The following is a 19,582-nucleotide window of genomic DNA, read 5'->3' as shown; positions in this document are numbered from 1 at the left end:
CTTCAATAGGTTGTTACTTCCGAAAACTTTCAGGAAGAGAACATGCTGGAGAATACCCCCTTACAAACCGCTAGCGCCCTGCTGGTACACCAACTCAATGCCTCGCAGCAACAGATGATTCGCCTGAACGACGCTGTTCCGCGCGCGTCGAAGGTGGCTGCGCGGCACTTGAATGACTGGTTCACAAAAACTTTCCCTACCATGGTGAACAAACTGGCAGTCAACGAAATACTCGTGTGCCGACTGCAAGACGAAACAGTCCCCCTCGACACACTCTTCTGGGGTGCGCTGGCAGGAAAGATCAAGGCTCACGAGTTCTTCGACGATTTGGGCGATATCGACATCGTCACCGACCTGAACAGCGTCACGGATATGCCGGCAGCCCTGAATACCCGTGACGCCAAGCAAGCCATCAAGCAACTGATAAGCATCACTGCGACAACGTATGAGCAAATGCTGGCGCGGGCGCTGGACAACTTCTGGGACAACCCGCCCGACCCTAGCCAGGACCGCAGTGTCAGCGTATGGCTGGCCGATGAATTCGGCAGGCAACTCAAGGCACAAGCCGATCTCCACCAACTGGACGGTACACTCAGCCTGCCGCTGCACAAGGCAGTGACGGAGCAGGCACTGTCGGCACTGGACGCGACGGATCGCGCCAGGCTGGCGGAACGTGACCGGCCCGGGGTGTATAGCCTGAGTATCACCCCCGAAGGTTGGGCGTTCAGCGTACCGGTATCGGGCGCCGTTGCGTTGACCCAGCGTGACAATGTCGACTACCCGGGAAGCGCGCTGTTGTATAGCCCAGGTAAACCGCTGGAGGTATACGCCGACCTGGCGGCGCTGAAATCCAGCCTGGAGAAGGACGATGACGTTCAGTATGAAGTGACCACCGCCCCCATCGCCGGGGACTTCCTTGCCCACCTGGTTACGGACCTGCGAGCGGCGCAAAAAACCGCCGTGAGCGATGCACTGCTGAACGGGCCGGGGGACGATGAGAAGATCAATACCTGGATAGACAGGATCGATGCCGCGGCGAACGTCAAGAACAGGCTGGACCTGGCGGGCGCCATGGACGAGCGCGCGTTACGGCTGTACCAGAAAAAACTGGACGACTGGCTGCACGCCAACCCGCACGTGATCGGCAGCGACCGCGTGGCCTGGTGGAACGCGCTGCAGGACCTGCAGACAGCCCTGGCGGATACCCCACCCCCGCCCGATCCCGTGACACTGGCTTCCCCTGACGCCCTCCGGGACCGGACCCGCACGCTGCTCGCCGGGTTCATCAAGGACAAATACCCCCCGGTCGATCCTGACCAGATATTCCTGTGTATCCGCAAGCAGACCGTCGACCCGCACGCACCAACGGGTGAGTCACCGTTCGGGTCCGGAGTATCGCTAGGCAACGTGAAGGCGATATTCGATGACTGCCGCTCCTTGACGCAGTGGGCAATGTCCAACCTGACACCGGACGAACGCAACGCTGCCCACCACACCGAAGAGGGGCCGCTGAGCTTCGCGCAGATCGTAGAGGTCATTGAAAGAGCGAACGTGGGTAGCCGTATCCCACCCGCATTGCAGCTTGCGGCCCGGGAGCGCCAGACACAATGGATGGCTCTGAAAGCCAAACAAATGCGAGCGCAGGCGTGGGCCGCGCATATATCCGGGGACTTGACACACGACAAGGACAACACCGGCCTGAACCTGGTACTGGCGGCGTTGGACAGCCCAACGCCGGAGGTGCGCCGCAAGGTCAATGGGCACGAAGTGGTGGTCCGGCAGATCCAGTGGGGCGACAGCGTGCTGAAAGAGCTGCTGGCCTTCGGTGTCAGGAAACTCGCCAGCCGGCCTTCATTGACGCTGTACACGCCGGGCGCGCCGGACGGAAAAATGTTCAGGGACATCCATGCGGGAAGTGATCGGGATTTGGAAGCAGCCCTGGTCGCGACACTCACCGCCACGCTGGATATGACCCGCTGGCTGATTGCGCAACTGCCGCTGATGGAACAAGCCGATCAGTTCGCCAGCCTGGTGCCGGCAGCGGAAAACCTGACGTTCAACGAGAAGATAAAGAAAGTCACGCAGTCCACTTTCTCGTGGATAAGGCATCGGGTTCAGGATGACTTCGCGTTGAGAGTCGCCTCCCCCGTGGTTAAAGGCGACCTGCTCAAGGCGTTGCACGAAACGCAGATCACCCACGCGCTCAAGACGGCTGACACGCTGACGGTGACGAACGCCGAACGCAACAGCACAGCGGCCCAGGAGGGGCGCAGGAATGGCATCACGTTGCTGACGGGCGCGATGGCGATGTTCTACGGGGGTCGCCTGGGCGGGGTATTGGGACGCGCGATCCTGCCGGTGATGGCTGGAGGCGCCGCAGTGGCGGCAATAAAGGACGACGGTGGCAGCTTCAGCCAATGGACCAGTGACTTCATCAACGGCCTGGGCGAAGTCATTGCCGAGGCCGGGCAGGACCTGATCATGGCCCGCGCCGCCCGACGCCGAAGCAAGGACCGTCCAGAACTGTCGTCCCTGCCGCGCATGCCTGACCCGGAGCTGGGACCGTTCCTCCTGAAAGGCTTTGACGGTAAAGGGCTGATACCCGAGGGCCGTAACCTGTTCAGGGACGCGGGTGGACAAGGCTATTTAAAGCTGGGGAGTGGCTACAGTAAAACCGCGGTACAAGCGGGCGAGCGGATTATCTATGCGGCGAACAACCGTACTCATCAACTGACCGTGGCTTGGAAAAATGGCCGGTGGCAGATCGAAGCGCCAAAACGGCTGCTCGGTGGCGGAATCATACAAAGTCTACTCGGCCGGACGCCGGAGACCCCGCAACAGAAAACCTACAACGCATTGGTAGAAGGCGTACTGGTGGACCATCGCTGGCCGCCCCGGGAAGTGGTGAATCAGGTAAAGAAGATCATCCACTCAATGCCCGAAGAGCTGGCCGAGCGCATCCTGCGTGAGAGCATGAATGACATCCACGTGCGCGACATCGACACTTACCTCTCCCGAATAAACCAGATAAAGATAAACAAAAGACTCCACGGCCTCGCGCAACATAAAAACCCCCACGAAAGCCTGCTGTACAAATTCAACATATGGCAGGCCGTCGACTACTGCACCCGGGACATCAGCGCAGAGGAAAGGGGGATCGTGCTTACGCCCCCGCAAAAAATAAAAATATTCGACATGACCCTGCCGCTCAAGAAAGAGCTTTTCGACAGCGAAGGCGACTTGAAGATGATGATGTCCTCCTTGACAGACAACCTCACCGGCGCCTTATTCATCACCATCACCCCTCAACAGGGGCGAAAGAAAGCCGCCATGGATAAGATCCAGGGCGATATTCATGACGTGATCGAAGTCGCGGAAAAACGCTTCTGGGCCGAGCTGGGCGACCTGTATTCAGGGGAGGGACCTGAAGTAGAAGCCGCCAGGGAGAAATACAAAGGAAATCCGGAAAACCTCCTGGAATATAAAAATAAAAAGTACAGCGCCTTCAGGGACGAGATGAAAAAAAGACGCATACCCGGACTCCTGACGGAAATCCGGAATAATAAGATTCCTTATGTCATCGCCAACAAAGGCAAGTCGCAGCGAAAGACCTTATTGGTCACCGGTGAGGACATCACCAACTTCACGAAAAACCTCTCGAACTACGACACGTTCGATATCGAAGTCGTGACCCAGGTCCCGACGAAAAAGGTTCCTGGCAAGTCCCCGACCACCAGCACTGCGCCGGTACTGGCAGAAGCATCCACCGCAACGGAAAAATTTACGGTGAGCCTCAGCACACTGGCAGAAACCCAGATGTCATATGACAACTTTCCCGAAGCGGCCAGAGCCAAGGTGACAGAAATCATGGATGACATTCGGGCCGGCAGAGCCACGACAAAACGAATCAACAAATATTACTGGTACGACATGGCCCAGCTATCCCCCGGCAGTGGCAGAGGCGCATGGCGCGCGGCGTTTGAACGCAAGGGTGATACCTGGACCCTCCAAGGGTTTTATGACTATCACGTCAATAGACCTGCGACGGTTTGGGAAGGCTAAGGAAAACCATAAATGATTGCTCCCACGGGGTACGTCAGGTTGTCGATGCTACGGCTATAACGAGAAAGGGCGCCTTACGGCGCCCTTCACAAACAGGCTGGCTTGTCATCCATCATGCTGACCGGTTCAGGTACTGGCATGCAGTCAGTCCCAACGTTTTGACAATTTTTTATTCAATGGTCCTGGGAAGTTCAGGCAACGCATTGATCATCATCAGGCTAACCCCATAGAAAAGGGCGCTTTTCAGCGCCCTCTCAAACAGCAAGGATCAGAGACAGTCGAGTCACTCAGCTTGAATCAACTTGCTTTCCACTACCCCGGCGCGGCCGGTTTTTTCATCGACAACCTGCAGGTTGTTACGAGCCTTGATGAAACCCACTTTCACTTCCTGCCAGACAAAATAGTTCTTGCCCGCCTCTGTGCTGAGCTTGAGCTCTGAATCGTTTTCCGCAGACGACACCAACGTCTGCTGGCCAGCCGGTACCGATAGCATCAAATACGACTTGGCAACGGTCTGCCCGACAGCTTTACCGTTGAGCGTTACCGGCATCTTCACCCCGGCGCCCATGCTTTCGTTGCGATAAACGTAGATGTTCGCTTTGTCAGGGACGGTCTGGAAGGTTTTCGCCTGCGCATCCTGGGTGTCATCCGCCATTTTTACCGAAGCACACCCTGTGGTCAGCGCGGCGACTGCCAGCAGGGCAGTAAAGGTCAACTGCTTGAACATCCTGTTTCTCCATGATTGGGTTGGTCGAACAATGGGATATCGGCTGAAACGGTGAAAAACTGAAGCAATGTTGGCTTGCTCGGTCACCGGTGGCGCCTGGCAACAGCAAGCCTCAAGCCCAGACAGGTAACCTTCCGTAAAACTTGTAATCCATTTCCCAAGCTGTCATTCGGGCATTGAGTCTCTTATTCATGCGTGCTCAGTTAGCCGTCAAAATAAGCAATGCCATGGCATAGGGATAAAATTCGTGAGAACAAAAAACTCTCTTTGGCCTTACCTGATGAGCCTTTCAGCCACTCCAATCATGGGCGGTTATAACTTGTTCTCAAACTACACAAACAACCTCTACCCAGCCGAACATGACATTATCGCCATTCCATTCGCAGCGATGACCGGCACCCTGCTCACATTACTATTCCTGCTACTTCTCCAGCATCCTTATCGCTTAAGAAAATCAATTAACGCGCGCAATACCCTTCTTACCAAATCCGCGAGCGTCCTCGCCACGACCGTAACGGTGATCCTGTTGCTGGAGCACATACTCTACTGGTCAACGCCAAAACATTTGCCAACTTTCTGGGTTTTCCTTACCACCCTATTTTTTTACATTCATTACCAACTTCAACTTTATGGCTTCATCCGCGCTAGTACTAACCATTAGATAACTCCACTCCATCGGTCAACAGCGCCACAAACGCCTTCGCCATCGGCGAACGCTGGTCCTTGCGCTGTACCAGCCACACCGCCGACACCGCCGCCGGGTCGAGCAGCGGTCGATAGACCACGCCGTCGATACGCATGCGCTGGTATGACGCAGGCAGGACCGAGACGCCCAGCCCCGCCGCCACCAGGCCGATGATGGTCATGGCTTCGCCGGCCTCCTGGGCGAAGTGCGGGCTGAAGCCGGCGTCGCGAGCCAGGCTCAGGAGTTGCGCGTAGAGGCCGCTGCCGTAGCTGCGGGGGAAGAACACGAAGGGTTCCTGGGCCAGAGACGAGAGGAACAGGCCCGCTTCGCTGCCCTGGGCCAGGGGATGCTTGGAGCTGAGCACGGCCACCAGCGGTTCGCGGCTGAGTTCGATTTCCTGCAAGGAGTCGGGCAGTGGCAATGGACGCATGATGCCCACCTCGATCGCTTCGTCCACCAATGCATCCGCGACCTGGGTGCTGCTCATTTCCCGCAGGTTCAGGTGCACGGCCGGGAAGCGTTGGCGAAACGTGAAGATCGCTTGGGGAATGGTCGAGTTGAAAGGTGCCGAGGAAGTGAAGCCGATTTTCAGCTCGCCCAACTCGCCCAACTGGGCACGGCGGGCCACGTCGGCGGCCTTGTCGACCTGGGCCAATACCCGTCGCGCCTCTTCGAGGAACAGTCGCCCGGCCTCGCTCAGTTCGACCCGACGATTGGTGCGCTCGAACAGCCGCGCACCGATCTCCTGCTCCAGCGCCTGGATCTGCTGGCTCAAGGGCGGTTGGGAGATGCCCAGGGCCAGGGCCGCGCGGCCGAAATGCAGCTCTTCGGCCACAGCGATGAAGTAACGCAGATGACGCAATTCCATGGGCAATCCAATAGGTCGCAGAACGTCTTAAACATGTCGAACAATATATTGGATAGAAACATTAGCCGGCTATATGCTTTTTTCATTGCCTGCCTGGCCGTGCTCGTTCGAGGTCCATCGTGAAAACTGCTGTCGCTCCACTGGCCCATGAAATCCCACCTCGTGTACAGGATGATGTCGTCGCCGAATTGAAGGACATCTACATCGAGAAAGGCACGCCGATGTTCATGCGCACGGTGCTGGCGCTGTTCAGCGGTGGCTTTGCGACGTTCGCCCTGCTGTACTGCGTGCAACCGATGATGCCGCTGCTGTCCAAGGAGTTTTCCATCAACGCGGCGCAGAGCAGCCTGATCCTGTCGGTGGCGACCGGCTTGCTCGCCATCGGCCTGTTGATCACCGGCCCGATTTCCGACCGCATCGGTCGCAAGCCCGTGATGGTCGCGGCGCTGTTCGCCGCCTCGGTGTGCACGATTGCCAGTGCCATGATGCCGACCTGGCAAGGCGTATTGGTTCTACGCGCCTTGGTGGGGCTATCGTTGAGCGGTCTGGCAGCGGTGGCGATGACCTACCTGAGCGAAGAAATCCATCCCAAGCACATCGGCCTGGCGATGGGGCTGTACATCGCCGGCAACGCCATCGGCGGCATGTGCGGGCGCCTGATCACCGGGGTCTTGATCGACTTTGTCAGCTGGCACACTGCAATGCTGGTGATCGGTGGCCTGGCCTTGATCGCGGCGGCGGTGTTCTGGAGGATTCTGCCCGAGTCGCGCAACTTCCGCCCGCGCTCGCTACACCCGCGCAGCTTGCTGGACGGTTTCACCATGCACTTTCGCGACGCCGGCCTGCCGTTGCTGTTTCTCGAAGCCTTCGTGTTGATGGGCGCGTTCGTGACGCTGTTCAACTACATCGGCTACCGCTTGCTGGCCGAGCCCTATCACCTGGATCAGGCCTTCGTCGGACTGTTGTCGGTGGTGTACCTGTCGGGCATCTACAGCTCGGCGAAAGTCGGTGCCCTGGCGGACAAACTCGGTCGGCGCAAAATGCTCTGGGCAACCATTGCCCTGATGCTGGCCGGGCTCGCACTGACCATGGCCACGCCACTGTGGCTGGTGGTCCTGGGCATGCTGGTGTTCACCTTCGGCTTCTTCGGCGCTCACTCGGTCGCCAGCAGCTGGATCGGCCGCCGCGCCCTCAAGGCCAAGGGCCAGGCATCGTCGCTGTACCTGTTCAGCTATTACGCCGGGTCGAGTGTTGCGGGTACGGCGGGCGGCGTGGCCTGGCACCTGGCCGGGTGGAACGGGATCGGCCTGTTCATCGGCGGGTTGCTGGTGGTGGCGTTGCTGGTGGCGGTGAAACTGGCGAGGTTGCCGTTGTTGCCGGGGAATGTGCAGGTTTAGATCCAAGGCAGGAACAGAGTAGACACTTTGTGGCGAGGGGATTTATCCCCGCTGGGCTGCGCAGCAGCCCTAAAGCAGTGAACTCAATCTTCCTGGCCCACCGAGTGCCTGGTGTGGGGGCCGCTTCGCAACCCAGCGGGGATAAATCCCCTCGCCACAGGGCTTGTTTCTTGCGCGGCAGCGCAGCGTCGAAGACGCGGCGGCCACTCTCTCACCACAAAAACCTCATACCCCTGGCCAAAATTGCTGTGTACTCGATCGATCATTGACGTAACACCACCCGCGCCTCCAACACACTACCACGCGCTTCCAGGGTCAACGACTGCAACGCCGCGCCCTCCCGCTCTTGCTGATCCAGCCACTGAAGCAACCGGTTGGCATCGCCACTGACGGCCAGTCGCAACGAATCGCCGTCGACCTCCATCTCTGCGATATCCAACCCCGCCGCAGTCGCACTGTCATTGACGCGCACCGACAAGGGGCGTGTCGCGGCGGTCGGATCCCGGGTGGGTTCGGCGCGCAGGATTCGGGCGTGCAGCTCAGCCTGTTGGCGATACTGTCGCTCGGAAACCTCCAGCCGTTGCCGGGTCGGTTGCCAAATCGAGGTGTAGGCCACGACCACCAGCAACAGCCCGACCAGGCCCAGCAACGATTGTTGCTCACGACGTGACACCCTCCCCCAGGCCTGGATCAGGCTATTGAAGTTCATCAACTGTTCTCCAGCGTGAGAGTGGCCTGCACTCGGTTGTTCTGTTTGCTGGCGCTGCCCAGGGTGACGGACAGTCCGGTTTGCTGCCCGCGTTCACGCAGTTGCTCGAGCTCGACGAAGCTGTTGGCGGTCAGTTGGATTTTCCAACCTTCGTCCTCACGAAAATCGATGCGCTGCACTTCGACGTTGCTCGCGCCAATGACCTGCTCCGTCAGACGGACCAGACGCGCAACCTGGGTGTCCTGGCTTTGCCCACGACGACTCTGCAACGCCTGGAACTGCGCCGCCAGGTCGACGATCCGGGTTTGCTCGGGATACAGCGACCTGAATCGCTGCTCGTCCTGGGCGTACAGATAACGAGTTTCGCCTTCAAGAAATCGTATGCGCGCCTCGCTGAACGCCCAGGTGAGCAATAACAATCCCGACGCGGCAACCGCCACGCCACGCCACGGCAAAGGCTGACGACGTCGACGAAACTCGCCCTGCAACAGGTCGATGGGATGTCCGCCAGCGTTGAGCAGCCACTCATCGATACCTTCGCGATCGCGTCCCTCGTCCAGCCAGTGAATGTCCTCGGGCAAGTCGGGCTTGAGCGTTGCCAGGGCCCGGGCCGACAGCGATACCCGCGCCGGCAACGCCCCGCCCAACAGCCAGCGACCGAACCAACGCACCGCAAAAGCCCTGTCATCGGGAAGCAGGTCGGCATCGACATGCATCGCACGGACATCGACGCCTTGCGCGGCCAGCAGCGCCAGCAATGCCTGGAACCGGCTTCGCTCGGTCACCATCAGCGGGTAGCGCTGCTGACGATCCCGCGCGCCGGCGCTGATGTGCAACGTCTCGAGGTTTTCACTCAACTGTTCTTCGATGGCGAACGCCAGGGCCTGGGGTCGCGGCTGGCGTCGAGAAGGCCACGGATCGCTGCGCAGCCAGCTGCACATTTCCATCGGCAACAGCACGTCGACGACTCGCCCGTGCAATTCGCCGGCGGCTTCATGCAAGGGCAGGCAGCGTCGATCGCCCGTGGGCGACCACACGCAACACGGCCAGTTGGCGCAAGGCGCCTCCATGCCGTCGGGCGTCAGGTAAAGCCAGGTTTTCATCTAAGGGCGCTCACTGGGGCTGATGGGTAAAAGACGACGCTGAGTCACCGTCCAGCGTCCGCTAACGGGGTCGCGCTCGATGTCCGAGGCCAGGCGCAAACGGCTGCCGGCACGGGTCACGCTCACGGTGATTCGGAACCAGCGGCTGCTCACGCCCAGGCCATGGCTGCCAATGTCCGATCCGGACAACAGCGGGTCATTGGTAAAGGCCTGCGCGCTGGCGAATGGCAGGTGGCGACGTTGGTTGACCAACGCTTTGGCCGGCCCATCCTCCATACCGTCCAGGCTCATCAACACTGGCAGCGGGGCGGTATTGATATTCAACAGGGCCTCCCTGGGCAGCAACACCACCCAAGGCTCCAGGCGTCGCAGCGTCTGGCCGTCGATGCCCGGCAGCAGGCGCAGTTGACTCAACTCCTGCACCGAGCCGACCTGGGGCAATGACAACGCGGGTAAGTCCAGCAACGCCAACAATCGCGTCCAACGACCGAGCGTGACTTGATCGGTTTGGCCCTGGGCCAGCAGCGCATTGAGGTTCAAGCGCCCGGCCAGATCCTCGATATCGATGTGGACCTCGGCGTCTTCCATCTCGAAAGCAGGTTCGAGCCGAGCCCAATCCTGGCTCAGGCCTACCGGCCCGGACGAAGTGATCGCGCTACCTTCCAACACCGCCTGCGCCCAGGCTTCAGCGGCCAGCCCCAATTGACGCAGCTGGACGTGCTGCAACTGCTGGGCGCTGCTCTGCAACAACAGGCGATGACTGCGCAGCATGCCGGCGGTGAGCAGCAGCGCCAGGCTCAGGACCAACAACACACTGATCAGCGCCACGCCCCGTTGTCGGTTCACGGCAACGCACCAGGCAACAGCAGCACACGGCGGATCTGCTGGAAACGCCCCGTGGAAATCACCAGTTCCAACGCCAGCGGCGCATTGCCGCGCACGGTTTCGCCGTGCCAGCCCCGTTTCGCATCGAATACACGCCAGCTCAGGCTGCGTACGTCCTCGAGCAATTTCTGCTGTTGCACGATGACCGGCCCTTCACCGCGACTGTCGCGCCACAACACAGCGCCCTCGAGTCGATAGTTCACCGTTTGCCGCTCGCTGCGTGGCTGGTCCAGCGGATTGGGCCAATGGCTACGCTGCAATTGCAGGCGCCCGGACGCGAGCACGATGGAATCGGCAACGACCTGCCACGCATCCCGTTCGATGACTCCCACGGCGCGCTGCAAGGCCCTGACTTCACGCTCATGTTGACCGGCGCCCTGCTGGGTGCGCACGACACTGTCGAACAGGCGCCAACTGGCCAGGCCAAGCAGGGCAAAAATGGCGATGGCGATGACCAACTCCAACAAGGTGAAGCCCGACTGTCTATTCATGACGGTTGCGGATCCATCCAGTGGTGCGATGCACTGCAGCTGGGCTGCCGGCGCGGCTGACCTGGATCTCGACCTGGAGCAGACGCGGGTCGCGGGCCGGGGCGACACGCTGGTGCAAGATCCAATCGCGCTGATCCAGGCGTTGGGTCAGGCGCTGTGTGCCAAGGGGCGTAGCGGCTTGCAGGCGGAGCTCGCTGAGCTGGTTGTCCGCCAGCCAGGCGCTGAACAGACGGTCCTCGAGCCCGGCGCTTTGCTTGAGCACGAACTGACTGGCCGACAGCACCGCAGCCGCCAACGTGGCGAAAATCGCCAGCGCGACCATGATTTCCAACAGCGTGAATCCCTGGCAATCGGCAGCCAGCCTGCGAGCGTCAGCCATCGATCAGCGGCTCCGCCAAACCATCGCTCATGACCTGGGAGATCGTCTGGCCAGCGACTTTGATGAGCAACCTGAACGGACTGATCTCGTCACTGCTGAGCATCAGCAACTGTGGCGGGCCTTGGGCATCATCGAGCGTCAGGACGTGGCCGTCCTGCTCCAGCCCAAGCGTCAGGCTTTCAGGCATTCGCTGAAGCGCCGACACCGCTGTCCAGCCCAGGGACTCGAGGCGCAACGCCTGATAACCGCGAGGCTGTATGCGCACCCCATACTCCAGCCCATCCAACACCGCGCGTTCGCGCAACTGCTGTACCACGCGGACGAAGTCCTGGGCTTGCTGCCGGGCCTCACGCACCGGGCTCGGACCGAGAGCCAGACTGACCATGCCCATCACGACGCCAATCAACACAATCACGACCATCAGTTCCAGCAAGGTGAACCCCCGAAAATGACGACCCATGTTCACTCGGCCCAATTGCCGATATCGGCGGCAAACCCATCGCCGCCCGGCAGGCCATCGGCACCCAGCGAGTACAGGTCATAGCCGCCATCGAGTGACTTGAGGCCAGGGTTGAGAAACTGGTAGGGCGTGCCCCAGGGATCGACCGGCAGGCTTTTCAGGTAACCCTGGGGGTTCCAGTTCTTTGCCACCGGCGTACCGGACGGACGCTTGCTCAGCGCCTCCAGGCCTTGCTGGGTCGAAGGGTAATGAGCGTTGTCGAGACGGTACATTTCCAGGGCCGTGGCAATCGCCTGGATATCCGTGCGCGCGGCGGTGACCTTGGCTTGGTCGGGCCGGCTCATGAACTGCGGCACGACGATGGCGCCGAGGATGCCGATGATGACCACCACCACCATGATTTCGATCAGGGTGAAGCCGCGCTGAGGACATGCCGGTCGGTTGCTGTGAAGTTTCATGGGTCAATTCACCAATTGGTTGAGGCTCAAGATAGGAAGCAGAATGGCCATGACGATCAGCAGCACGACGCCGCCCATCAGCACCAACATGGCCGGTTCGAAAAGGCTCACCACCAGCGCGATGCGCGCCGCGAGGCTGGCCTCCTGTTGTTCGGCGGCGCGGGCCAACATGCTCTCGAGTTCGCCGGCGCGTTCGCCGCTGGCAATCATGTGCAGCATCAGCGGCGGGATATCCCCGCCGAGCTCCAGGCCACGGGTCAGGGTCCCGCCCTCGCGCACCGAACGAGCAACGTCGGCCATGCGCCCACGAATGGTCAGGTTGCCGATCACCTGCGCGGCGATGTGCAAGGCGTCCACCAAAGGCACCGCGCTCTTGCTCAGGATCGCCAGGGTGCTGGCGAAGCGGGCCGCTTCCATCGCCCGCAGCACCTCGCCCAACAACGGCAGCCTGAGCAACAAGCGATGCCAACGCAGGCGCCACGCCGGTTGGCGCAGGCTCCAGCGCCACAGCCCGAGCAATCCGGCCAAAGCCCCGAACAGCAGCAGGCCATAGCGGCGCAAGCCATCGCTCAGCGCGATCAGCGCCTGGGTCAGCCAAGGCAGCGGCTGGCCACTGTCGACGAAAATCTTCACCACATCCGGCACCACGTAGCCCAGCAGGAACGCGACAATCGCGACGCAGGCCAGCATCAGGATCAGCGGATACACCAACGCCAGTTGAATGCGCTGGCGCGACGCCTGGCGCGCCTGGGTGTAGTTCGCCAGTTGCTCCAGCACCTGGCCCAAGTGGCCGGATTGCTCACCAGCGGCAACGGTGGCGCAAAACAGCTCGGGGAAGGCTTGGGGAAATGCCCCCAGGGCCGTCGCCAAGGCGTGACCTTCCATCACTCGGCTGCGCACTGCCGACAGCAAGTGGACGACACGGCGCTTCTGGCTCTGTTGCGCCACCGCCCCCAGGGCTTCTTCGAGGGGCAGGCCGGCCTGGATCAAGGTGGAAAGCTGCAACGTCAGCAACGCCAGGTCAGCCGGGCTCAAACGTCCCCCCGCAGGCCGGATGCCAAAGGTTCGCGACTCCCCGGCTTCACGCAGCTCGCTGGGCAGCAAACCGCGCTCGCGCAATAACTGACGGGCATGGCGGGGGCTGTCGCCTTCCACCCGGCCCTTGCAGCGTCGGCCCTGGGCATCTTCGGCCCGGTAGTCGAAGGTCGGCATGACGCTAATCCTCCTGGGTGATGCGCAGCAGTTCATCGACGCTGGTCAGGCCTGCGAGAACCCGCTGGCGCCCGTCCTGGAACAGGCTGCGGGAAGTCTTGCGCGCCTCAGAAGCCAACGCCTGCTCGGTGGCGCCCTCGTGAATCAGCTGCGACAACGCGGCACTGACATTCACCAGTTCGTAAATACCGATGCGCCCGCGATAACCTTTCTGGCATTGAGTGCAGCCTTGGGCCTTGAACAGCCGTGGCGCGGCGTCGGCTTCAAGACCCAGGCGCAGACAAGTGGCGGCGTCGGCCACATAGGGCGTCTTGCAGAACGGGCACAAGGTGCGCAACAAGCGCTGGGCGACGATGCCGGCCAGGGACGAGGCCAGCAGATAGGCATCCACGCCCATGTCCACCAGCCGCGTGACCGCGCCGACGGCGGTATTGGTGTGCAGGGTCGAGAGCACCAGGTGCCCGGTCAGGGACGCCTGGACGGCGATCTCGGCGGTCTCGCGATCGCGGATTTCACCGACCATCACCACATCCGGATCCTGGCGCAAAATGGCCCGCAGGCCACGGGCGAAGGTCATGTCGACTTTCGGATTGACCGGCATCTGGCCGATGCCCGGCAGGTGATATTCGATCGGGTCTTCGACGGTGAGGATGTTGCGGCTCTGGTCGTTGATGCTGCTCATCGCCGCGTACAGGCTGGTGGTTTTGCCCGAGCCCGTGGGCCCGGTCACCAACACGATGCCGTGGGGTTTGCCGAGCAATTGGCGCAGCCCGGCCAGGGTGTCGTCGGGCAGGCCCAGGCGTTGCAGGTCCAGGCGTCCGGCCTGCTTGTCGAGCAGACGCAACACCACGCGCTCGCCATGGGCCGACGGCAAGGTCGAGACCCGCACATCGACTTCGTGCCCGGCCAGCCGCAAGGCCATTCGCCCGTCCTGGGGCACGCGCTTTTCGGCGATGTCCAAACGGGCCATGACCTTGATCCGCGATACCAGCAGATTCGCCAACTCCCGACGCGGACGCAGCATTTCCTGCAACTGACCGTCGATGCGCATGCGTACCGACAGGTATTGCTCGAACGTTTCCAGGTGCACGTCCGAGGCGTGTTCGCGGACCGCCTCGCTGAGCAGGGCGTTGATCAGCCGGATGATCGGCGCATCACCTTGTTGCTCCAGCAAGTCGGTGGTCTGCGGCATCTGGTCGGCGAGGCTGAGCAGGTCCAGTTCTTCGTCCAGGCCCTGGGCCACCTGCTCGGCGGCACTCTGGCCCTGACGATAGACGTTGGCCAGGCGCGCAGCGAACGGCGCCGGCTCCAGCACCTGGATGGGCAAATCCCGACCGCACAGGCGCCGCACTTCCGCCACGGCGGTCAGCGGCGTATCGCCGCGCATCACCAGGGTCAAGGTCGGCCCCGCGCCTTCGAGCAGCACACCGAAACGCCTGGCGAAACCAAAGGGCAACGGGGCCTGCGAGTCCGTCACAGGGCCCCCGAACGCTGTGGCGGATCGGCCGCATCCGTGGATGAGTCGAACAACTGGCGGGCATCCCGGGGCAACAACAGCGAGTTGTTTTTCCGCGAGCCGGGTTTGCTCAGGTCCCGGAGCGCGTCGTAGCGCTGGCGGCTGACCTCGGCCAGGTCTTCGTTGCTGCGCACGATGGTCGGGCGCAGGAACACCATCAGGTTGCTTTTGGTCTGGGTGTCGCGGTTCCAGCGAAACAACGCGCCCAGGTACGGAATACTGCGCAGCAAAGGAACACCGCTTTGCTGGGTGCGGACACTGTCGCGGATCAGCCCGCCGATCACGATGATCTCGCCATCGTCCGCCAGGATCGTGCTCTTCAAGGCGCGCTTGTTGGTGATCAGGTCGGAGGAATCCACACCGGAGACAGACGGCGCGATGTCCGAAACTTCCTGCTCGACTTCAAGGCGCAAGGTCGAACCTTCGTTGATGTAGGGCTTGACCTTGAGGCTGATGCCGACGTCCTTGCGCTCCACGGTGGTGAACGGATTGTCCGCACCGTTGCCACTGGTGGCGTAGGAGCCCGTTTTGAACGGGACGTTCTGGCCGACGATGATTTCCGCTTCCTGGTTATCCAGGGTCAGCAAGCTGGGGGTGGAAAGCAGGTTGCTGTGGGTATCGCTCGCCAGCGCCGAGACCAGCGCACTGAAGCGGTCGCCACCCAGGCGCAGGAACGCGCCCTCGGTCTTTTTATCCAGCTTATTGAGGTCCAACCCGATGATCGGGATGTCGGTTCCCGGAAAGTTGATCGCCCCTGTCGCACTGCCGCTCTCCAGACCCCACTGCACCCCCAGCGCTTCGGAAATGTCGCCGGTGACCTCGACGATGGCCGCATGAATGAGCACCTGGGCCCGGGGCTGGTCCAATTCACGAACGATGTTCTCGATGATGCGGACCTGAGCAGGTTCGGCGATCAGCACGAGGGCATTCTGGCTTTCATCGGCCTTGATCATGAACGGGCTGGTGGCGGCAGTTTCCCGCAGGCCGGTCAGTGCCGGCGTGGTTTTCTTATCCTGACCGACAGCCTCCAGCACCTCGGCCAGTTGCTTGGCATCGCTATGGCGCAGGCGGATGACCCGGGCGTTGTCCTGGGATGTCGCGGCCGGGACGTCGAGGGTCCGGGCCAGATCGACCAGGCGCTGGCGCACCGCTGGCGCGCCGATGATCACCAATCGATTGCTGCGGGCATCGGCGATCACCAGGCCCGCCGTTTCGCCCTCGCGCTTGCCACCGGAGGCCTCCATCAGCGGTGCGATATCCCCAGCCTGGGCATGCTGCAACCGCACCACCACATGATTACGGTTGCGCCCTGAGTCCAGTTGCCGAACCACTTCGGCGATGCGCTGGACATTGGCGGCGGTGTCGGTCACCACCAGGGCATTGGACGATACCGAAGGGCCGACGTAACCACTGCCTGACACCAGGGGCCGGACCAACCCGGCGACGTCGGCGGCGATACTCGATTGCAAGTCGAGGACCCGGGTGACGAACTGCGACGGTGTGGCGCTTTTTACATCCGTGACGCCGGCTCGCGTCTTGGCATCGCTGACCGGGGTGATGAGGATCCGCTCGCCTTCGTCGATCACAGTGAAGTTGTGTGCGTCGAGTACCGAATAGAACAACCGACGCACACCCTCGCGGTCCAGCGCCTGGCGGGACATGACCGTAATGCGCCCTGACACCCGGGGATCGAGCACCACGGTCTTGCCCAGGATCGCGGAGAACTCCTCGACCACATCGCGCAGTTCCGCATTGTTCATCGCCAGTTGCCATTGGGTCTCCTCGGCCCGCAACGAACCGGGGAACATCAACGGACAGGCCGCGACAAGGCCGAACAGGACGCATGACACACGGCCTCGGATAAAGCTGTTCATGAATTCGATCACTCTGATTGCCCGGCCACCGGGCGTAGGTATTGCGAGGAATGAAGCGTGGCATGGCGCCCGTCTTCGAGATCCAGCCGGCGCAGCAAGGGCTTGACCGCTTGCTGCAAGGCCAACCGTTCTTCACGGCCGTTGCGCCACAACGTCACATGGCTGGCCTCGACCCGGCGCAGCACGCTGCCACCGGGCAAGCGCTCGCCCACCTGGTAAATGCGCGGGCCGGCGGCGTCCGCCAGCAACGCCCGCGACAAGCCTTCGCCGGCGACAAAACTGGCCTGCAACGTAATCGGCTCGGCGCTTGGCGCCTGGACACCTTCAGGTGCCAGGCCAAGCACGGTCGTCACGGCTTGCACGTTGGGCAGGTCGCGAACCGGCACCACCGGCGGGTCGGCCAGCACTGGCACATCACGGCCCAATCCCTGGCGAAAGCGCCACTCCTGTCCGGCCAGCAATACCCCGTATAGCAGCGGCACGAGTAACAGCAGCAGCTTCGGCAGGCGGCGACCAAGAAAAGACCGGCTCACCCTTGCGCGCTCCGGCCCATCGCGCCCGCAGGCTTGGCGAAAGACATTCGCCGTACCACCCTGCGCCCGGAAAACTCATGCCAGAGCACCGCGCACAGGTGCAGCGCAATCAGCATCGAAAGCACCACGCAAGACAGGGTATGGAGGGTGTTGGCCAGCTCGATCAGCGCCGGATCAGCCAATGGTTGAGGGAAGCGAACGAGGCCGAAGACACTGATGGCGCTTTTCATCATCAGCACGCCAGTCACCAGAACGACACCGATAGTCAGGTAGATCAGCGTATGCACCGCCAGGGCCAGCCTCTTGTTCAATGAAAGCGCTGCCCCACGGGGCTCCCGCTCGCAAAAGAACAACCAGGTCCGCCACACGAAAAACGGAATGAACAGCGTGGTCAGCGACACATTGAGTGACCCGACCCACTGCTCGGTCGAAGCTGACACCGGGTTGAACGCCACATAAAACCCGGACGCCAACGCCCATAAGATAATGATCGCCGACAGCCAGTGCAGCAGCACCCGTCGCCTGGAATAGTTGATAGGCATCATTGCGCCCTCGTCTGAAGGCCCCAGGCAACCCGCGGGTTGCCTGGGGCCATGCCTGTCAGGACTTACAGCTTGTCCCAGGCGCTTTCCCAGGACGCACCGACACCCGGTTCGAAAGCGTTCGCCGACTGGCTGTACTGGTTGCAGAAGCCGGACGCAGGGAACGGCTTGCACTCGAAGACTTCGTCGGTCTTGGACTGCAGCACTTTCGTGCCGACGGTGTAGTCGCCAAGGCCGTCAGGGAACACGAAGTCGTATTCGATGCCGGCGCCCTCACCGGTCAGGGTGACCGTCTGGGTCTCCTGGCGCGTGGTGCGGCCGTCTTCGGTGGTGCCCACCAGCGTCAGGGTGTGCACGCCAGGGTTGCTGCGCACGTCCAGGCTCAGGCCGGTACTGCCTTCACCTACGGCTTGCGCGACAGCCAACTGCTTGTCCTTCTCATCGAACAACGTGGCTTCAAGGTTCATCCTGCGGTTTGTCTGCGCGGTGAGCACCATACTGACCCGACCTTTGTCGAGTACGTACTCTGGTTGCAGGGGGGACAGTTCCATGCTGGCGTTGGCGTCTTCCTGCATGTCCAGTTGCACTTGATAGCCGGTCACACCGCTTTCTTTCTGGGCGTACAGCCTGTTGGTACCCTTGACCGGGGCGATATTGCCGTCTTCGTCACGAATACCGGCACGAATCAGGGCATGGGCGTTGTTGATGGCTTCGGCCAATTTGAACGACCAATTCTCAGGCTTGCCTTCTTCAGCGTTGTCGATGCTGATTTCTACGCTGTACTGCGCATTTTCGCCGGTGGCGGAGAATGCCCGGGCCTTGACCTTGTCACCCGCCAGCAACGGGGTCGATCCTGTAATGCTGCCCACCGGCAACCAGCCGCCCGGTAATGCGGCTTCGGCGAGAATGTTCACATCCACCGGGTTGTAGAACGCGTTATCGGTGTCGCCCACAGTCCAGACGGCCAGGATGACGTGATGACCCGTTTTGCTGTCAGGAATGACGCAGTTGTGCGGAGCACCGCCTACCGGAATTTGATGACCGCCCTCCACCGTACAGAACGGCGTGCTGTCGAACGAGGTGCGCTTGAGCACTTGGTTCGGTTTCCAATCGTCGCGGGTAATGAAATATTCGTGTTTGCTCGTCCGGTGCGCCGCGATGTATTGCCATTGAAAGGCAATGTTGCGGTCCCTGATTTCGGTCAGGTGCCAGCGCGAAGAAGATTGCGCATCGAGAGCAGAAAAGTTGGCGTTGCCGCCGCTGGCGATTTTGCCGTCGATAGGGCCTTGCAGCGGCCCGCCACCGGCTCCATTCGGGAAGCCCTTGAAGGTCTCGCCGGTACTATGCGGCTCGTATTGCGCGCCGCCGCAGTTCTTGTTGATACCTTTCTGGCACAGCAGCGCACGGGAAGGCGGCACTTCGACGAAACCGTGGGCAAACACACTCTGGGAAGCCACCATTGCCGATAACAGAACTAACGACGAAGCACACCCCGTTAACACACTGTTCTTCTTGAAGTTGTTGTTCATATAAATTCCAGACTACTCATCGAGATTGAAAGACGTATCACCGTCATCTTGAAAGGTGCGCTGGATCGTTCAGCGCTGAACCTAACAAGCGCCGAACCTTATAGAAAGTTGAATATTTCCTATGTAGGAAAAATCTCTCAAACCAGAAGGAA

18 protein-coding genes are annotated in these 19,582 nt (G+C 61.2%); 3 read left to right on the top strand and 15 right to left on the bottom strand.

Features of this window, described 5'->3' with window-relative positions:
* Window positions 1-42 precede the first annotated feature (42 nt).
* Entirely contained in the window at window positions 43-4,062 is a 4,020-nt protein-coding gene (locus AC30D9_RS14820; RefSeq protein WP_490144289.1) for a dermonecrotic toxin domain-containing protein, read from the top strand.
* A 283-nt stretch (window positions 4,063-4,345) separates the two neighbouring features.
* Here the strand turns inward: AC30D9_RS14820 and AC30D9_RS14815 are convergent, their stop codons facing one another.
* Window positions 4,346-4,789: a DUF2846 domain-containing protein gene (locus AC30D9_RS14815; RefSeq protein ID WP_134922538.1), complete on the bottom strand. Its 444-nt coding sequence runs from the start codon at window positions 4,787-4,789 to the stop codon at window positions 4,346-4,348.
* Window positions 4,790-5,036: 247 nt separating this feature from the next.
* On the opposite strand from AC30D9_RS14815, the gene AC30D9_RS14810 reads away from it, so the two are divergent.
* On the top strand, window positions 5,037-5,450 hold the full coding sequence (locus tag AC30D9_RS14810) for a hypothetical protein (RefSeq protein ID WP_490144288.1): 414 nt from the start codon (window positions 5,037-5,039) through the stop codon (window positions 5,448-5,450).
* Here AC30D9_RS14810 and AC30D9_RS14805 read toward each other — a convergent pair.
* Entirely contained in the window at window positions 5,440-6,342 is a 903-nt protein-coding gene (locus AC30D9_RS14805; protein WP_134922536.1) for a LysR family transcriptional regulator, read from the bottom strand. The two genes, AC30D9_RS14810 and AC30D9_RS14805, sit on opposite strands and share 11 nt — an antisense overlap.
* A 140-nt stretch (window positions 6,343-6,482) precedes the next feature.
* On the opposite strand from AC30D9_RS14805, the gene AC30D9_RS14800 reads away from it, so the two are divergent.
* A complete protein-coding gene (locus tag AC30D9_RS14800) occupies window positions 6,483-7,739 on the top strand; it encodes an MFS transporter (protein WP_432421855.1) in 1,257 nt (418 codons plus the stop codon).
* Window positions 7,740-8,001: 262 nt separating this feature from the next.
* Here AC30D9_RS14800 and AC30D9_RS14795 read toward each other — a convergent pair whose 3' ends face one another.
* The 13 genes from AC30D9_RS14795 to gbpA form a co-directional block, all read right to left on the bottom strand.
* The gene (locus tag AC30D9_RS14795; protein ID WP_490144287.1) at window positions 8,002-8,448 is read right to left on the bottom strand and encodes a type II secretion system protein M; all 447 of its coding nucleotides are present in this window, start codon (window positions 8,446-8,448) and stop codon (window positions 8,002-8,004) included.
* On the bottom strand, window positions 8,448-9,551 hold the full coding sequence (gene gspL / locus AC30D9_RS14790; protein ID WP_490144286.1) for a type II secretion system protein GspL: 1,104 nt from the start codon (window positions 9,549-9,551) through the stop codon (window positions 8,448-8,450). Before gspL ends, AC30D9_RS14795 begins: the two co-directional genes overlap by 1 nt.
* A complete protein-coding gene (locus AC30D9_RS14785) occupies window positions 9,552-10,397 on the bottom strand; it encodes a type II secretion system protein GspK (RefSeq protein WP_134922532.1) in 846 nt (281 codons plus the stop codon).
* Window positions 10,394-10,927, bottom strand: a complete 534-nt coding sequence (locus tag AC30D9_RS14780; protein WP_490144285.1) for a type II secretion system protein GspJ — start codon at window positions 10,925-10,927, stop codon at window positions 10,394-10,396. Before AC30D9_RS14780 ends, AC30D9_RS14785 begins: the two co-directional genes overlap by 4 nt.
* On the bottom strand, window positions 10,920-11,306 hold the full coding sequence (gspI, locus tag AC30D9_RS14775; RefSeq protein WP_134922530.1) for a type II secretion system minor pseudopilin GspI: 387 nt from the start codon (window positions 11,304-11,306) through the stop codon (window positions 10,920-10,922). The genes AC30D9_RS14780 and gspI overlap by 8 nt, the downstream gene beginning before the upstream one ends.
* Window positions 11,299-11,766 carry a type II secretion system minor pseudopilin GspH gene (gene gspH / locus AC30D9_RS14770; protein ID WP_307573656.1) on the bottom strand — a complete coding sequence of 156 codons (468 nt, stop codon included), beginning with the start codon at window positions 11,764-11,766 and terminating at the stop codon, window positions 11,299-11,301. The genes gspI and gspH overlap by 8 nt, the downstream gene beginning before the upstream one ends.
* Before the next feature lie 2 nt (window positions 11,767-11,768).
* Entirely contained in the window at window positions 11,769-12,224 is a 456-nt protein-coding gene (gene gspG / locus AC30D9_RS14765) for a type II secretion system major pseudopilin GspG (RefSeq protein WP_307573654.1), read from the bottom strand.
* A gap of 3 nt (window positions 12,225-12,227) precedes the next feature.
* A complete protein-coding gene (gene gspF, locus AC30D9_RS14760) occupies window positions 12,228-13,436 on the bottom strand; it encodes a type II secretion system inner membrane protein GspF (RefSeq protein ID WP_307573652.1) in 1,209 nt (402 codons plus the stop codon).
* Window positions 13,437-13,440: 4 nt separating this feature from the next.
* The gene (gene gspE, locus AC30D9_RS14755) at window positions 13,441-14,913 is read right to left on the bottom strand and encodes a type II secretion system ATPase GspE (protein WP_490144284.1); all 1,473 of its coding nucleotides are present in this window, start codon (window positions 14,911-14,913) and stop codon (window positions 13,441-13,443) included.
* Entirely contained in the window at window positions 14,910-16,826 is a 1,917-nt protein-coding gene (gspD, locus tag AC30D9_RS14750; protein ID WP_245150886.1) for a type II secretion system secretin GspD, read from the bottom strand. Before gspD ends, gspE begins: the two co-directional genes overlap by 4 nt.
* Window positions 16,827-16,834: 8 nt before the next feature.
* On the bottom strand, window positions 16,835-17,359 hold the full coding sequence (locus AC30D9_RS14745) for a type II secretion system protein N (protein ID WP_490144283.1): 525 nt from the start codon (window positions 17,357-17,359) through the stop codon (window positions 16,835-16,837).
* A complete protein-coding gene (locus AC30D9_RS14740) occupies window positions 17,356-17,904 on the bottom strand; it encodes a cytochrome b (RefSeq protein ID WP_490144282.1) in 549 nt (182 codons plus the stop codon). The genes AC30D9_RS14745 and AC30D9_RS14740 overlap by 4 nt, the downstream gene beginning before the upstream one ends.
* Before the next feature lie 62 nt (window positions 17,905-17,966).
* Complete coding sequence (gene gbpA / locus AC30D9_RS14735) at window positions 17,967-19,430, bottom strand: N-acetylglucosamine-binding protein GbpA (RefSeq protein ID WP_490144281.1); 1,464 nt, start codon at window positions 19,428-19,430, stop codon at window positions 17,967-17,969.
* Window positions 19,431-19,582 lie beyond the last annotated feature (152 nt).

It is taken from the genome of Pseudomonas sp. DF11, assembly GCF_058148565.1.
Note: the sequence above shows the minus strand (reverse complement) of the source record. Positions and strands in the feature narration are given on the sequence as shown.

Excerpts from the sequence above, each read along its gene's own strand:
- AC30D9_RS14815 (WP_134922538.1), bottom strand. The coding sequence starts at position 4,789 with ATGTTCAAGCAGTTGACCTTTACTGCCCTGCTGGCAGTCGCCGCGCTG.
- gspD (WP_245150886.1), bottom strand. The coding sequence starts at position 16,826 with ATGAACAGCTTTATCCGAGGCCGTGTGTCATGCGTCCTGTTCGGCCTT.
- gspG (WP_307573654.1), bottom strand. The coding sequence starts at position 12,224 with ATGAAACTTCACAGCAACCGACCGGCATGTCCTCAGCGCGGCTTCACC.
- gspF (WP_307573652.1), bottom strand. The coding sequence starts at position 13,436 with ATGCCGACCTTCGACTACCGGGCCGAAGATGCCCAGGGCCGACGCTGC.
- gspL (WP_490144286.1), bottom strand. The coding sequence starts at position 9,551 with ATGAAAACCTGGCTTTACCTGACGCCCGACGGCATGGAGGCGCCTTGC.
- AC30D9_RS14805 (WP_134922536.1), bottom strand. The coding sequence starts at position 6,342 with ATGGAATTGCGTCATCTGCGTTACTTCATCGCTGTGGCCGAAGAGCTG.
- AC30D9_RS14780 (WP_490144285.1), bottom strand. The coding sequence starts at position 10,927 with ATGAATAGACAGTCGGGCTTCACCTTGTTGGAGTTGGTCATCGCCATC.
- gbpA (WP_490144281.1), bottom strand. The coding sequence starts at position 19,430 with ATGAACAACAACTTCAAGAAGAACAGTGTGTTAACGGGGTGTGCTTCG.
- AC30D9_RS14795 (WP_490144287.1), bottom strand. The coding sequence starts at position 8,448 with ATGAACTTCAATAGCCTGATCCAGGCCTGGGGGAGGGTGTCACGTCGT.
- AC30D9_RS14740 (WP_490144282.1), bottom strand. The coding sequence starts at position 17,904 with ATGATGCCTATCAACTATTCCAGGCGACGGGTGCTGCTGCACTGGCTG.
- gspH (WP_307573656.1), bottom strand. The coding sequence starts at position 11,766 with ATGGGTCGTCATTTTCGGGGGTTCACCTTGCTGGAACTGATGGTCGTG.
- AC30D9_RS14820 (WP_490144289.1), top strand. The coding sequence starts at position 43 with ATGCTGGAGAATACCCCCTTACAAACCGCTAGCGCCCTGCTGGTACAC.
- gspI (WP_134922530.1), bottom strand. The coding sequence starts at position 11,306 with ATGGCTGACGCTCGCAGGCTGGCTGCCGATTGCCAGGGATTCACGCTG.